Below are 13455 nucleotides of genomic sequence, written 5' to 3' on the forward strand. Positions count from 1 at the left end.
ATTGATCAACATTCCGCGGCCGGTGAATCCCGCCCGGTCGCGGCCTGATTTCTCCGCCGGGCCCGCCGCCGTAATCGATCAACGAGTCGGCCGACCGCGAGCCTTGCCCAAAATACCTTCTTAAAGGTATCTTTTTTCCGTGGCGCAGAGCCGGGGCCCCGAACAGCCCCGGACGGCGCCCCTGCTGCCGTCCAGACAACTTCGGGGGGAGTTTCGCAGTGGATACCCGCGCACCGGATCAGCAGGTCGACCCCGCCCCATCCCCGGCGCGGCCCCTGCCTGAGCAGCAGCCCGCCACCGTGCCGTACGCCCTCTCCGCCCGGCGGATCTGAGGCAGCCTCCTTTTCCTGCACCCCACCACCGCCCGCAGCACCGTCCACGCGGGTTCGCGCCCCGCCTGACGACCTCTCCCGGCGCCGGCGCGGACGGTACCGGGAGAGCGAGCCACGGATGGAGAGATGATGGAATTACAGCACCTCCGATCGTTCCTCGAAGTGTCGAGCGAGCTCAGCTTCACCCGGGCGGCCCGGAAGCTGCACTACGCCCAGTCGAGCGTCACCGCCCAGATCCAGCAGTTGGAGGAGTCGCTGGGCACCCTGCTGTTCGACCGGCAGGGGCGGACCATCTCGCTGACCGAGGGCGGTCGGCGCCTCCAGCCGGTCGCCGAGCGGATCGTGGCGCTGGCCGACCTCGCCCGGCAGGAGGTCGCGGGGGCCGGCAGCCGCCCGCCCGCCCCCCGAGCCCGGGGCAGGCGGCCCCTTCCGGAGGCCCGGTCGCTCAGTGGCCCGCCGCCCCAGGCGGTGCTGCCAGCGCGGGCAGCAGCACGTCCCAGCTCGACCTCACCCGTGTGATCAGATCCAGCTCCGCCCTGGCCGATCCCAGGTAGTGCGAGCCGAAGATCACCGTGACCAGCAGCCGGGCCACCGCCTCCGCCGGGTAGACGTCGCTCAGCTCACCCGCCTGCTGCGCCTGCATCACCATGCGGTGCATCACCCGCTCCACGTCCGAGACGAAGACGGGCGTACGGCCGACCGCCTGGCCGTCCTCGATGACCAGCCGCAGCGCCGCGTTGACCCGGATGTCCCCCTGGAGCATGGCGGTCAGCTCGCAGGTGACCGCGCGCAGGGTGTGCACCGGGGAGTCCCCCGGCTCCCCGGTGGTCTTCTCGATCAGCTTCCACGCCTGGTCCAGATGGCCCGTCAGCTCCGCGGCCAGGTCCTCCTTCGAGGCGAAGTGGCCGTAGACGGCTCCCTTGGTCAGCCCGCTGCGGGCAGCGACCAGACCCAGGTTGGTATTCGCGTAGCCGTGCGCGGCGAACTCACGTGCCGCCGCGTCGAGTACCGCCTCATAGGTGCGCTTGGCCCTTTCCTGCTTAGCCATCTACTGCCTCCATTCCGGGCTTGCCGTGCCCGGTGAGATGATTTTCCGCGCCGGGATACAGGGGGAATTACCCCGGCATATTTCCGCGCCCGCGCCAAAGGCCCAGTGGTCCCCGTCCGGTACCATTACCGGACGGGGACCACTGGGATAGGGCGGAAACCGACGGCTCGCACGTTTCCGTACGGCTGCTAGCCGACGCCTCCTGGTGCGGTCCTCGCCTCGAATTGCTGGCGCAGCTGGGCGCGCCGGAGTTTTCCGATTCCGGTCTTGGGGACGTCCTCCTTGGCGATGGTCAGCACCTGGCCGACCTCCAGGCCGCAGCGGGCCGCGACCCGCTCCTGAATGCGCCGGGCGGCCTCGCCGGGCGGCAGGTCGCCGCGCGGGTGGTAGAAGACGGCCAGCTGCTCGCCGCCGTCCGGGCCGACGGTGACCGGTGAGGCGACCGTGTACGAGGGCTCCACGAAGTCCAGCTCCTCGGCCGCGGCCTCGATCTCGTGCCCGTGGCACTCGGTGCCGTTGAGCAGGATCAGGTCGTCCACCCGGCCGGTGACGGTCAGCGTGCCGTCCTCGATCACCGCGAGGTCGCCGGAGCGGAACCAGCCGTCCTCGGTGAACGCCTCGGCGTTCTTCGCGGGGTTCTCGTAGTAGCCGGAGGTGATCGGCGCGCCCCGGACCTGGAGCCGGCCGACGGTGCCGGTGGGCAGCGGCCGGTCGTGCTCGTCCACGACCCGCAGGGTGACGCCGGGGTGGGGGCGGCCGACCTCGACGAAGCGCCCCTCGGGGGCGTCCGGGTCGAAGACGCAGTCGACCACGCCGGCCGAGGTCTCCGACATGCCCCAGCCGGGGTGCATCGAGTCGCGCGGCAGCCCGTAGGGCGCCAGCAGGTCCAGGAAGCGGCGGATCACCCGGGCCTTGACCGACTCGCCGCCGTTCATGATGTAGCGCAGCCGGCTGAGGTCCCAGTCGCGCCCGCTCAGCTGCTCGGCGCGGTCGTTGACCAGCCCGAAGGCGAAGTTGGGCGCCCAGGTGGTGTCGGCGCGGTACCGGGAGATCCGGTCGAACCAGCGGGTCGGGTCGTCCAGAATCCACTGGAACCCGGCGTGCACCTGGGTGCAGCCCAGCAGCACGTCCCGGGCGTGGAACATCACCAGGCCGCCGATGTGGTCCAGCGGCATCCAGTTGAAGGACCGGGTGGTGCGGTCCAGCCCGCGCACGGCGGCGGTGGCGGTGCTGCGGGCGATGATGTTGCGGTGGGTCAGCGCCACCGCCTTGGGGGTGCCGGAGCTGCCGGAGGTGAGCAGCAGGACGGCCAGGTCCTCCGGCCGGGCCTGGTGGAACTCGTCGGCCGGGGCGTTGGCGCGCAGCCAGCCGACCCGGCCCAGCCAGGAGCCGACCGCGTCCATCGCCGGGATCGCCGCCGGGCCGTCGCTGCCGACCACCACCCAGGGGCGGCCGTAGCCCTCCCAGACCAGCTCCAGCCGCTCGGCCGCCGCCGCGCGGTCCTCGACCGTCCCGGGGGCGACCGGGATCGGGATCAGCCCACCGAGCAGGGCGGCCCAGAAGGTGCCCAGTGCCTCGCGCTCGGAGCGGATCTGGAGCAGCACCTTGTCGCCGGGGCGCGCGCCGCCGACCCGCAGGCCGGTGAGGATGGACCGGGCGTCGTCCAGCAGCTCGGCGTAGGTCATGCTCACATCGCCGCCGTCCGGGCGGACGAAGTGGATCAGCCCGGCGTCGGGCAGCGCGGCCGCCCGCAGCAGTGCCGCGCCGAGGGTGGCGACGGGCAGTTCGGGCAGCGGTCCGCCGTCCAGCACGGCCGGCGCTCTGCCGTCGGCGGGCGCTCTGCGGTCAGCGGGCTCTCCGCTGTCGGCGGGCTCGACGCTGGCGATGGGGTCGACGGTCGTGGTCATGCCGTCACCGCCCCGGCGACGCGGGCCACGAACAGCAGCGGGCCGCGGCCGATCCGCGGACCGGGCTCCTTGCGGAAGCCGCCGTACTCGGCGACCACCTCCAGACCGGCGGCGGCCAGCAGGTCGCGGATCTCCGGCGAGGTGAGCACGGCCTGGTCGAAGAAGTTGGCGTACATGGCGACGGTGCCGTCCGCGCCCCGGGCGATGATGGTCTCCTCATTGCGCCAGATCGCCGCGTGCGGGTTGACGGACTGCCGGGCCAGCCGGGTGATCAGCAGGTCGTCGCCCTGGTGGTGGGCGATCATGTTGGGCTGGAAGCCGTCCACGAAGTTCAGCAGGTGGCCGATGTCGACGACCAGGTGGCCGCCGGGGGCGAGCCAGTCGCGGACGTCCGCGAACAGCTGCTTGAGCTCGGCGCGGGGCAGCTGGTTGAGGGTGCCGAACAGGCTGTAGACCAGGTCGAAGCGCTGCTCGGTGGTGTAGTCGGCGGTACGGGCGTGCACATACTCCACCGGGGCCGCGCCGGGGGCCGGGGCCGCGTTCCGGGCGTGGGCGGTGAAGGCGGCGCTCTGGTCGACGCCGACTCCGGGGTGGCCGAGGGCGGCCAGTGCCCGCAGGTTGGTGCCGGTGGCGCTGCCGAGGTCGAGCACCGTGCCGCCGAGCGGCAGGTACGAGGCGAGGAAGTCGGTCTCGGCGGCGAGGTCGCGGAAATCCTTGCGTATGACCTCGTAGTACTCGCCTGGGAACTCGAAGCTGGACAAGGGACAGCCTTTCGGTCGACGGGTGGCTGCGGGTCGGTCCACCTGGCTCAGGCCGCGATCCGCAGGTTGGCGGGTTGCCGCCGGTACTCGCCCGGGGTGAGCCCGTACCGGTCCCGGAACAGCCGGTTGAAGTGCGAGGCGCCGTACAGTCCGGAGCGCTCCGCGATGGCCGCGACGGTGAGGTGGGCGAATCGGGGGTCGCGCAGTTCGTCGCTGCACCGGCTCAGCCGCTCGTCACGGATCCAGCTGGCCGGGCTCTGCCCGTGCTCGCTGAAGAGTTTCTGCAGGTAGCGCAGGGAGATGTGGTGGTGGCGGGCGAGCATCTCCGGCTTCAGCGCGGGGTCGGCCAGCCGGCTGCGGGCGAAGTCCTGGATGCGCAGTAACATCGCGTCCCGGGCCAGCTGGGAGTGGTCGGCGGCGGCCGGCCTCGGTCGGCTGCGGTCCACGTAGTCGGCGCACGCCTGCTCGATGAGGCCGGTGATGTTCTCCACCAGCAGCTCGGCGGTGCGGCCGCCCGGCTCGGCCTCCTGCCCGGCCAGCTGACGCAGCAGCCGGGGCAGCACCGGGCCGCCGGAGAGCGGGTAGTGGACCTGGAGGTAGGCCTCCGCGGTGGGCGCCTGGCGCCGGTCGAGCCGGACCACATCCGGTGCGGCACCGCTCTGCTCCGCCTCCACCAGCCTGATGCGGACGGCGCCCAGGATGACCTCACGGACGGCACCCGCGACCGATTCCACGGTCGGTGTGATCTCAGCTCGCACAGTATTCATCTCCCTCACCGGGGGTCGGGGCAGCTCCACTTCACCGGTCTGCTCGGATGCGGCAGGCCCTCCATCATGGAAACATACCTTTCCGAAGGTTTCCTATTGGAATCGGCAGGACTGATGGAAGTTGACGCTCCGTCTGCCGCCGCCGACGGCCGCCGGGGGCGACGTCGAAGTCTGCGCGCATACGCCATAAACCGTGCACGGAACGGCAATCCGGGCCGCCGCCGGAGAGCTAGCGTCGGACGCACTGATGAGTGCCGAGCGCTCGTACCAGGGCCGCTGCGCGCGCCTCGGCGCACCACCACGAAGGGGACCACCGATGGCGATCAAGGTAGGCATCAACGGATTCGGCCGGATCGGCCGAAGCTTCTTCCGCGCCGCGCTGGAGCAGAACGCCGACCTTGAGGTCGTGGGCATCAACGACCTGACCGACCCCGCGACGCTGGCTCACCTGCTCCGGTACGACAGCACCCTCGGCAAGCTCGGGGTGGAGGTGACGGCGGGTGAGAACGAGATCGTGGTGGACGGCCGCGCCATCCGGGTCACCTCCGAGCGCAACCCGGCCGACCTGCCGTGGGGCGAGCTGGGCGTCGACGTGGTCGTGGAGTCCACCGGCGTCTTCACCGACGCCGAGAAGGCCAAGGCCCACCTGGCCGCCGGCGCCCGCAAGGTGATCATCTCCGCGCCGGCCACCAACCAGGACCTGACCGTGGCCTACGGCATCAACAGCGACGAGTACGACGCGGCCAAGCACGACATCGTCTCCAACGCCTCCTGCACCACCAACTGCCTGGCCCCGCTGGCCAAGGTGGTCAACGACGCGCTGGGCATCGAGTCCGGCATGATGACCACGGTGCACGCCTACACCCAGGACCAGAACCTCCAGGACGGGCCGCACAAGGACCTGCGGCGCGCCCGCTCGGCGGCCGACAACACCGTGCCCACCAGCACCGGTGCCGCCAAGGCCATCGGCCAGGTGCTCCCCGAGCTCAACGGCAAGCTCGACGGCTTCGCGCTGCGGGTGCCCGTCCCGGTGGGCTCGATCACCGACCTGACGGTCACCGTCGGCCGGGACACCACCGTCGAGGAGGTCAACGCGCTCTTCGCGCAGGCCGCGGCGGGCCCGCTGGCCGGCATCCTCACCTACACCGAGGAGCCGATCGTCTCCAGCGACATCGTCACCGACCCGTCCTCCTGCATCTTCGACGCCGGTCTCACCAAGGTGATCAACGGCCGGCAGGTCAAGGTCGTCGGCTGGTACGACAACGAGTGGGGCTTCTCCAACCGCGTGGTCGACACCGTGCTGCTGCTCGGTGCGGCCGGCTGATCAGCGCTCCCCGAGGTCAGGCCCTGCCCGTCATGGACAGGGCCTGACCGCTTCCCCCCGTCGGCGGACGAGCAGAAGGAAGGGCCGGCCAATGGTCAAGACACCGCATCACGAGGGCGAGCAGGCGGTCCAGCGCCGCGCTGGCGAAGGGCACGAGGGCTGGGGCTCCCCCATGTTCGACGCCGAGATCCCGCGCGGGTTCGTCCCGTTCCTGCTGCGGCAGCGCATCCTGGTGATCGGCGCGGTGGACGACGCGGGCGCGGCCTGGTCCACCGTGCTCAGCGGCCCGTACGGCTTCATCGAGACCATCGACGAGCGGACCATCATCGTGCACGCGCTCCCCGTCCCCGGCGACCCGCTGGACGGGGTCTTCGAGCGGGTCCGCGACATCGGGCTGCTGGCCATCGACCCGGAGCACAGCCGGCGGGTCAGGATCAACGGGGTGGCCAAGCGGCAGGGCGGCTTCCTGGTGGTCCGCACCGAACAGGCGCTGGGCAACTGCCCCAAGTACCTCCAGCAGCGGGTGCTGCTCCCGGACGCCGTCGGCACCCCGCCGCCCACCGCCCGGCACTCCACGGCGCTCGACGAGGCCCAGCGGCGCTGGATCACCGAGGCCGACACCTTCTTCATCGCCAGCCGGGCCCCCGAGCACGGCGCGGACGCCTCGCACCGGGGCGGCGCACCGGGCTTCGTCCAGGTGGTCGGGGACCGCAAGCTGGTCTGGCCGGACTACTTCGGCAACTCCTTCTACATGACGCTCGGCAATCTGCAACTGGACCCGGTCTGCGGGCTGACCTTCCTCGACTGGGACCACGGCCATGCGCTGCATGTGACCGGCCGCGCCGGGATCGACTGGGACCCCGGGCGCACCGAGGCCGTCCCGGGGGCGCTGCGGCTGGTGGAGTTCGAGGTCGAGCGGGTCGTCCAGCTGGACAACTTCACCGCGCTGCGCTGGAAGTTCGCCGCGCCCTCCCGCTTCAACCCCGTCAGTTGACGGCAACCGGCGGCGCACGGCCTCGGCCGTGCGCCGCAGTCGTACGCCCGGCGGCGTCCGTACGCCCGGCCGCCGCCGGACAGCAGTCCGTCCACGAGCCGGTCGGCCCGTGGACGGACACCCACAGCGGACGGACACCCACAGGGGACGGGAGCACCAGCGGGTCGGGCGCCATCGGCCCGTGCCGGGGGGCTCAGCCGGACGCCGCCGAGGAGAGCGACGGCCGCAGCTCGCCCCGGTCCGGGTCCGTCCAGCGCCCGGGGTAGACCGGGTGCGGCTGCTGGACGGTCCAGTTGGCCGCGATCAGGCGGTCCGCGAGCGCCTCCGCCCGGTCGGCGGCGACCACCATCTCCACCAGGCCGCTGGGCTTGCCGGCCGCGTGGTCGATGGAGATGTCCTCGATGTTCACCCCGGCCTCGTCCACCGCCGCGAACAGCCGGGCCAGCTCGCCCGGCCGGTCCCCGATGACCACCGGCAGCACCGCACCCCGGGACGCCGAGCCCGGCTTGACCGGCAGCCGGGAGCGGCCGGCGTTCCCACGTCCGAGCAGGTCGATCACCCGGGTCATGCCCTCCGCCCGGCGGGAGGCGTCGGCCACCGCCAGGCTGCGCAGCGCGCGCACCGTACCGGCCAGGTCGCGGGCGAACTCCCCGAGCACATCCGCGACCGCCGCCGCGTTGGCCTCCAGGATGTCGCCCCACAGGCCGGGGTCGCCGCCGGCGATCCTGGTCATGTCGCGCACCCCCTGCCCGGCCAGCCGGGACGCCTCCTCGGGGGCGTGCTGCAACCGGGCGGCCATCAGCGCCGCGAGGACGTGCGGCGCATGGGAGACCAGCGCGACCGCCCGGTCATGGGCGGCGCTCTCCATGACGACCGGGACGGCGCCGCAGAGCGCCACCAGGGCCAGCGCCCGGTTGAGGGTCTCCCGGGAGGTCGCCTCGGAGGGGGTGAGCACCCAGGTCCGCCCCTCGAACAGATTGCCGCAGGCGGCCAGCGGGCCGGATCGCTCACCCCCCGCCATCGGATGGCCGCCCACATAGCTCGCCGGGTCCGCCGAGCCGTCGGCGACGGCCTGCTCGGGCTCGCGCTTCACGCTGGCGACATCGGTGTAGCTCTCCGCCAGCCCCCTGGCCTGCTGCTCGGCCAGCACCCGGCCGACCGAACTGGGCGGCACCGCCAGCACGGCGATGTCCACCGACCGGTCGGGCGGCCCGGCGATCCCGCCGCCGAGGGCCACCACGGTGCGTACCGCGTCCTGGTCCAGGTCGAGCAGGTACACCGCCACGCCGCGGCGGCTGAGCGCCAGGGCCACGGAGGCGCCGATCAGGCCGACCCCCACCACCGCTGCGGTACGGATCATCGGACCGGGCTGAGTCGGGCGGACCCCAGGTCGGGCCGCAGCACCTCGGCGCCGCCGAGGTAGACGTGCCGGATCTGCTCCCGGCTGAGCGTCGTCTCCGCGGTGACCAGCACCCGGACCACCCGGGGCAGCCCGCCGTCGATGTCGAGCTCCTGGGCGCACATCAGGGGGACGTCGGTGATGCCCAGCTGTCTCGCGGCCTTGGCCGGGAAGTCGCTGCGCAGATCGGGCGTGGCGGTGAAGAAGATGCTCACCAGGTCGTCCTGGTCGAGCAGATTGGCCGTCAGCACCTCGCTGAGCAGCAGCCTGGTGGCCTCCAGCAGCTCGGCCGGGTCGTCCCGGCGCAGCTGGACGGCGCCGCGGATGGCTCGCATTCAGCTCACCGCCCGCAGGGCCGGCGCGGCCTCGGCCAGGCGGCCGCTGCGGTACATCTCGGCCACCAGGAAGGCCAGGTCCAGCGACTGGCAGCGGTTGAGGCGGGGGTCGCAGGCCGACTCGTACCGCTGGTGCAGGTCCTCGGCCACCAGGCCGCTGCTGCCGCCGACGCACTCGGTGACGTCGTCGCCGGTGATCTCGACGTGGATGCCGCCGGCGTGGGTGCCGAGCGCGCGGTGCACCTCGAAGAAGCCCTTGACCTCGGCCAGGACGTCATCGAAGTTGCGGGTCTTGTGGCCGGTGGACGCCTCGAAGGTGTTGCCGTGCATCGGGTCGCAGATCCAGGCCACCCGGGCGCCCTCGGCGGTGGTCTTCTCGACCAGCGGCGGCAGCAGGTCGCGGATCTTCTCCGCGCCCATCCGGGTGATGAAGGTGAGCCGGCCGGGGGTGCGCTCCGGGTCCAGCCGGTCGATCAGGCTGAGTATCTGGTCGGCGGTGGTGGTGGGGCCGAGCTTGACGCCCAGCGGGTTGCTGATCTTCGAGGCGAACTCGATGTGGGCGCCGTCCAGCTGGCGGGTGCGCTCACCGATCCAGAGCATGTGCCCGGAGACGTCGTACAGCTTGCCGGTGCGGCTGTCGCGCCGGGTGAGGGCGCTCTCGTAGTCCAGGATCAGCGCCTCGTGGCTGGTGTACAGCTCGGTGCCGCGCACCTCGGACGGGTCGACCCCGCAGGCGCGCATGAAGGTCAGCACCGAGTCGATCTCCTCGGCCAGCCGCTCGTACCGCTGGCCGGAGCCCGACTCCCGGACGAAGTCCTGGTTCCAGGAGTGCACCTCGCGCAGGTCGGCGTAGCCGCCGGAGATGAAGGCGCGGACCAGGTTCAGGGTGGCGGTGGAGGCGTGGTACGTACGCAGCAGCCGCTGCGGGTCGGGCACCCGGGCCTCGGCGGTGAACTCCAGGCCGTTGACCGAGTCGCCCCGGTAGGTCGGCAGGGTGACGCCGTCCCGGGTCTCGGTCGGCTGGGAGCGGGGCTTGGAGTACTGGCCGGCGATGCGGCCGACCTTCACCACCGGCACCTCGGCGCCGAAGGTGAGGACCGCCGCCATCTGGAGCATCGTCTTGAGCTTGCCGCGGATCTGGTCGGCCGAGACGCCGTCGAGGGTCTCCGCGCAGTCACCGCCCTGGAGCAGGAACGCCTCGCCCCGGGCGACGGCCGCCAGCCGTTCGGTGAGGTTGTCGCACTCGCCGGCGAAGACCAGCGGTGGCGAGGCGCGCAGTTCGTCGAGGACGCGGCCGAGGGCCGCCTGGTCCGGCCAGTCCGGCTGCTGCGCTGCGGGCAGCGCTCGCCAGGACTCTTCGGCAGAGAGGGTGTAGAGCGAGGTGCGGTCAGGCATGGCGATCTCCGGGTCACGGGAACTGGTGCGTTCATCGGTCGTGCCGAGCAACTGCGGGTCGCGCTAGCGGAAAGGCCGGGCAGCGTGTCCTCGGCGGCGGGCCGCGGCCAAGGGGGGCCGGGCGCCCGGTCGGATCGGCCGGGCGCCCGGGGGGTCAGGCGGTGGCGGTCTGCTCGGTGCGGGCTTCCGCGGTCTCGTCGGCGGGGAGGCCGCGGGACCGGGTGAGCGTGGCGAAGAAGGTCAGCGCCGAGACGCCGAGCGCGGCGATCACGATGCCCATCGGCACCGCCGTCCCCTCGCCGGCCAGGCCGACCAGCGGCACCACGGCCGCACCGAAGACGTGCTGGGACAGGCCGAGCAGCGCGGCCGCGGAGCCGGCCGAGCTGCCGTGGTCCTGGAGGGCGAGCGCCGTCGAGGTGGGCATCACCAGACCGACGCTGGAGACCACGATGAACAGCGCCACCAGCAGCGGCACCAGGCCGCCGCCGGCCAGCACGGTGACCAGCAGGCCGACGCCGCCGACCGCCGAGCCGGACAGGCCCAGCGCCAGCAGCGGGCGCGGGCCGGTGCGGTGCACGATCCGGCCGCAGACCTGCGCCGCCACCACCAGGCCGCCGGCGTTCACCGCGAAGACCGCGCTGAAGCCCTGCGGCGACATGCCGTGGATGTCCTGGAGCACGAACGGGGAGCCGGCGATGTAGGCGAACATCGCCGCGAACGCCAGACCGCCGGCCACGGTGTAGCCGACGAAGAGGCGGTCCGAGAGCAGGGTGCGGAACACCGGCCCGGTGGCCTTGAGGCCGCCGGAGTGCCGCCGCTCGGCGGGCAGTGTCTCCGGCAGGCCGACGGCGACCACGACCAGCATCAGCGCGCCGATGATGCCCAGCAGGGTGAAGATGCCGTGCCAGGAGGTGAAGCGCAGCAACTGCCCGCCGGCCACCGGGGCGAGCACCGGTGCCAGGCCGGTGATCAGCATCAGCAGCGAGAAGTACTTGGCCGCTGCCGCGCCCTCGTGCCGGTCGCGGACGATCGCGGCGGCGGTGACGATGCCGACGGCGCCGCCCAGGCCCTGGATGGCGCGCAGCGCCACCAGCAGCCAGATGTTCGGCGCGATGGCGCAGAGCAGCGCCGCCGCGGTGTAGACGCCCAGGCCGAAGACCAGCGGACGGCGGCGGCCGAGCGCGTCGCTGACCGGACCGGCGAACAGCTGACCGAAGCCGAGGCCGAGCAGGCAGGCCGTGAGGCTCAGCTGCCCGGCGGAGGCGGTGGCGTGCAGATCGTGGGTGAGGTCGGGCAGGCCCGGTAGATAGGTGTCGTTGGACAGCGGTCCCAGTGCGGTGAGCGCGCCGAGGATGACGACGAGTGCACCGCCGCCCTTGGGCTTGGCGGTGTTCTCAGGCGATGTCATGGCGATGGATTCCCTCCAGGGTACGGGCCCTGCCCGGCGGACCTACGAGGTCGGGCGGCCGGGCGGGGTGGTGGTGCTTGGCTTGGGGTTGCCGGAAGGACCGGGCCGTCCCCGCCGAGCCCCGCCGGGGGGACCGTGTCGGCGGGGCTCGGCGGGGAGGGGCCCGGGGCCCGGCGTCCGGGGCTGGGGGAACCCTGGGCGCCGGGCCTGGGAAACCCGGTGGTCCGTCAGTAGGCGACGGCGATCCGGGTACGGATGGACGCGCCGCGCTCGATCTCGTCGACGAACGCGATGGCGTAGTCCGCGATGCTGATCCGGCTCTTGCCCTCGGCGTCGACCAGCAGCTGCTCGCCGCCGACCCGGTAGCTGCCGGTGCGCTCGCCGGGCTCGATCATCTGGGCCGGCGAGATGAAGGTCCAGTCCAGGTCCTGTACCTCGCGGTAGATGCCGAGCGCCTCGATCTGGGCGTGTGCGTTGGCCTTCCACATCTCGGGGAAGTGCGGGCTGTCGATCACCCGGACGCCGGGGGCGGTCTCCAGGCTGCCCGCGCCGCCGAGCACCACCAGGCGCTTGACGCCGGACTTGCGCAGCCCCTCGATCAGGCCGTTGGTGGCGCCGATCAGGATCTCCCGGTCGTCGTCCACGCCGAGGCGGGGACCGACGGCGGAGGCCACCAGGTCGTGCCCGGCGGCGAGTTCGGCGACCTGGGCCGCGTTGGAGACGTCCCCGGCGACCAGCGGGAACCCGGCGTCGTCGCCGTTGGAGCCGGACCGGGTGACTCCGGTCACCTGGTGGCCGCGGCTGAGCAGTTCAGCGGCGATGGCGCTGCCGATGTGCCCGGTGGCCCCGAAGAGCAGAACCTTCATGTCGATCTCCCAATGCATTCAGTTGCTGTGTGGTGCGGTCAGATGGCTTGTGGGGGCCGCCGGGCTACTCGTCGAGGAGGTCCGGCTGCTCGTGGACGATCTCGTCCCAGAGGAGTTCGAAGCTGAAGCGGCCGAGCTGCGCGTCACCGAAGCCGTCACCGGCGGCCGTCGCCTGCTCGTGGGTCATCTTCTTGGGCGTTCCGGCGGCGGCGGCGAGCAGCTGCACCTGGGCGCAGCTGTCGTAGGTGAAGAACCAGTGCACGGCCTCTTCCAGCGAGCCGCCGACGGTGATCAGGCCGTGGTGGCGCAGGAGGATCGCCCGGTTGTCGCCGAGCTTCTCCGCGATGTCCCGGCCCTGTTCGAGGGCGACCGAGGGGCCCTCGTAGTCCTCGTACAGGTACTGCCGGCCGTAGAAGGCCGCCGACTCCTGGTCGATCGGCTCCAGCAGCCGGCCCAGGGTGCCCAGCGCCCGGGAGTGGGCGGTGTGGCCGTGGGCGGCGGCCTCGGCGTGCGGGTGCAGCTCGTGGATCTGCGAGTGGATCACGAAGGCGCTGGGGTTGACCTTGTGCCGGCCCTCGACCACCCGGCCCTCGGAGTCCACCAGGATCAGGTCGCCCACGGTGACGCGCTTGAACGAGACGCCGAACGGGTTCACCCAGAACCGGTCGGGGTACTCGGGGTCGCGGACCGATATGTGGCCGGAAATGCCCTCTCCGAAGCCGTACTTGCCGAACAGCCGGAGCGCGGCGGCCAGTCTCTGCTTGCGGTGCACCCGCTCTGCCGCCGGGCTGGCGAAGTCCGCGTCGCCGGGAAGCGGCAGCCCGGTGGCCGTGTCCGCGAGGTAGACGGGTGTGGTGGTCGTCATCGGTGGTCCCTTCGGCTTGGTCCGTGCGGCTTGCTCGTACGACGTGCTGCGTGC

General features: G+C 72.3%; 13 protein-coding genes. 3 read left to right on the top strand and 10 right to left on the bottom strand.

Annotation, left to right across the window (positions count from 1 at the left end):
• Positions 1 to 461: 461 nt before the first annotated feature.
• On the top strand, positions 462 to 851 hold the full coding sequence (locus ACIQGZ_RS26150; RefSeq protein ID WP_402606222.1) for a LysR family transcriptional regulator: 390 nt from the start codon (positions 462 to 464) through the stop codon (positions 849 to 851).
• Here ACIQGZ_RS26150 and ACIQGZ_RS26155 read toward each other — a convergent pair.
• The 4 genes from ACIQGZ_RS26155 to ACIQGZ_RS26170 form a co-directional block, all read right to left on the bottom strand.
• Positions 778 to 1380 (bottom strand): TetR family transcriptional regulator, encoded by a 603-nt coding sequence (locus ACIQGZ_RS26155; protein WP_402606225.1) that lies wholly within the window; start codon positions 1378 to 1380, stop codon positions 778 to 780. The two genes, ACIQGZ_RS26150 and ACIQGZ_RS26155, sit on opposite strands and share 74 nt — an antisense overlap.
• A gap of 188 nt (positions 1381 to 1568) precedes the next feature.
• Positions 1569 to 3287: an AMP-binding protein gene (locus ACIQGZ_RS26160; protein WP_402606227.1), complete on the bottom strand. Its 1719-nt coding sequence runs from the start codon at positions 3285 to 3287 to the stop codon at positions 1569 to 1571.
• Positions 3284 to 4048, bottom strand: a complete 765-nt coding sequence (locus tag ACIQGZ_RS26165) for a class I SAM-dependent methyltransferase (protein ID WP_402606229.1) — start codon at positions 4046 to 4048, stop codon at positions 3284 to 3286. The genes ACIQGZ_RS26160 and ACIQGZ_RS26165 overlap by 4 nt, the downstream gene beginning before the upstream one ends.
• Positions 4049 to 4095: 47 nt before the next feature.
• Complete coding sequence (locus tag ACIQGZ_RS26170) at positions 4096 to 4806, bottom strand: helix-turn-helix domain-containing protein (protein ID WP_402606231.1); 711 nt, start codon at positions 4804 to 4806, stop codon at positions 4096 to 4098.
• Positions 4807 to 5131: 325 nt separating this feature from the next.
• Between ACIQGZ_RS26170 and gap the strand changes: the two genes are divergently transcribed.
• Entirely contained in the window at positions 5132 to 6139 is a 1008-nt protein-coding gene (gap, locus tag ACIQGZ_RS26175; protein WP_402606233.1) for a type I glyceraldehyde-3-phosphate dehydrogenase, read from the top strand.
• Positions 6140 to 6230: 91 nt separating this feature from the next.
• Positions 6231 to 7133: a pyridoxamine 5'-phosphate oxidase family protein gene (locus ACIQGZ_RS26180; protein ID WP_402606236.1), complete on the top strand. Its 903-nt coding sequence runs from the start codon at positions 6231 to 6233 to the stop codon at positions 7131 to 7133.
• Between the two features lie 193 nt (positions 7134 to 7326).
• Here ACIQGZ_RS26180 and ACIQGZ_RS26185 read toward each other — a convergent pair whose 3' ends face one another.
• From ACIQGZ_RS26185 to ACIQGZ_RS26210, 6 genes are all read right to left on the bottom strand, one after another.
• Positions 7327 to 8490 carry a prephenate dehydrogenase gene (locus ACIQGZ_RS26185; RefSeq protein ID WP_402606369.1) on the bottom strand — a complete coding sequence of 388 codons (1164 nt, stop codon included), beginning with the start codon at positions 8488 to 8490 and terminating at the stop codon, positions 7327 to 7329.
• A complete protein-coding gene (gene aroH / locus ACIQGZ_RS26190) occupies positions 8490 to 8867 on the bottom strand; it encodes a chorismate mutase (RefSeq protein ID WP_402606238.1) in 378 nt (125 codons plus the stop codon). The genes ACIQGZ_RS26185 and aroH overlap by 1 nt, the downstream gene beginning before the upstream one ends.
• Positions 8868 to 10262: a class II 3-deoxy-7-phosphoheptulonate synthase gene (locus ACIQGZ_RS26195; protein ID WP_402606241.1), complete on the bottom strand. Its 1395-nt coding sequence runs from the start codon at positions 10260 to 10262 to the stop codon at positions 8868 to 8870.
• Positions 10263 to 10416: 154 nt separating this feature from the next.
• Positions 10417 to 11670, bottom strand: a complete 1254-nt coding sequence (locus ACIQGZ_RS26200) for a multidrug effflux MFS transporter (protein WP_402606243.1) — start codon at positions 11668 to 11670, stop codon at positions 10417 to 10419.
• Between the two features lie 227 nt (positions 11671 to 11897).
• On the bottom strand, positions 11898 to 12536 hold the full coding sequence (locus tag ACIQGZ_RS26205; RefSeq protein WP_402606246.1) for an NAD(P)-dependent oxidoreductase: 639 nt from the start codon (positions 12534 to 12536) through the stop codon (positions 11898 to 11900).
• Between the two features lie 64 nt (positions 12537 to 12600).
• Positions 12601 to 13401, bottom strand: a complete 801-nt coding sequence (locus ACIQGZ_RS26210; protein WP_402606249.1) for a class II aldolase/adducin family protein — start codon at positions 13399 to 13401, stop codon at positions 12601 to 12603.
• Positions 13402 to 13455 lie beyond the last annotated feature (54 nt).

It is taken from the genome of Streptomyces sp. NPDC092296 (genome assembly GCF_044755465.1).
In the GTDB taxonomy this organism is placed as follows: Bacteria; Actinomycetota; Actinomycetes; order Streptomycetales; family Streptomycetaceae; genus Peterkaempfera.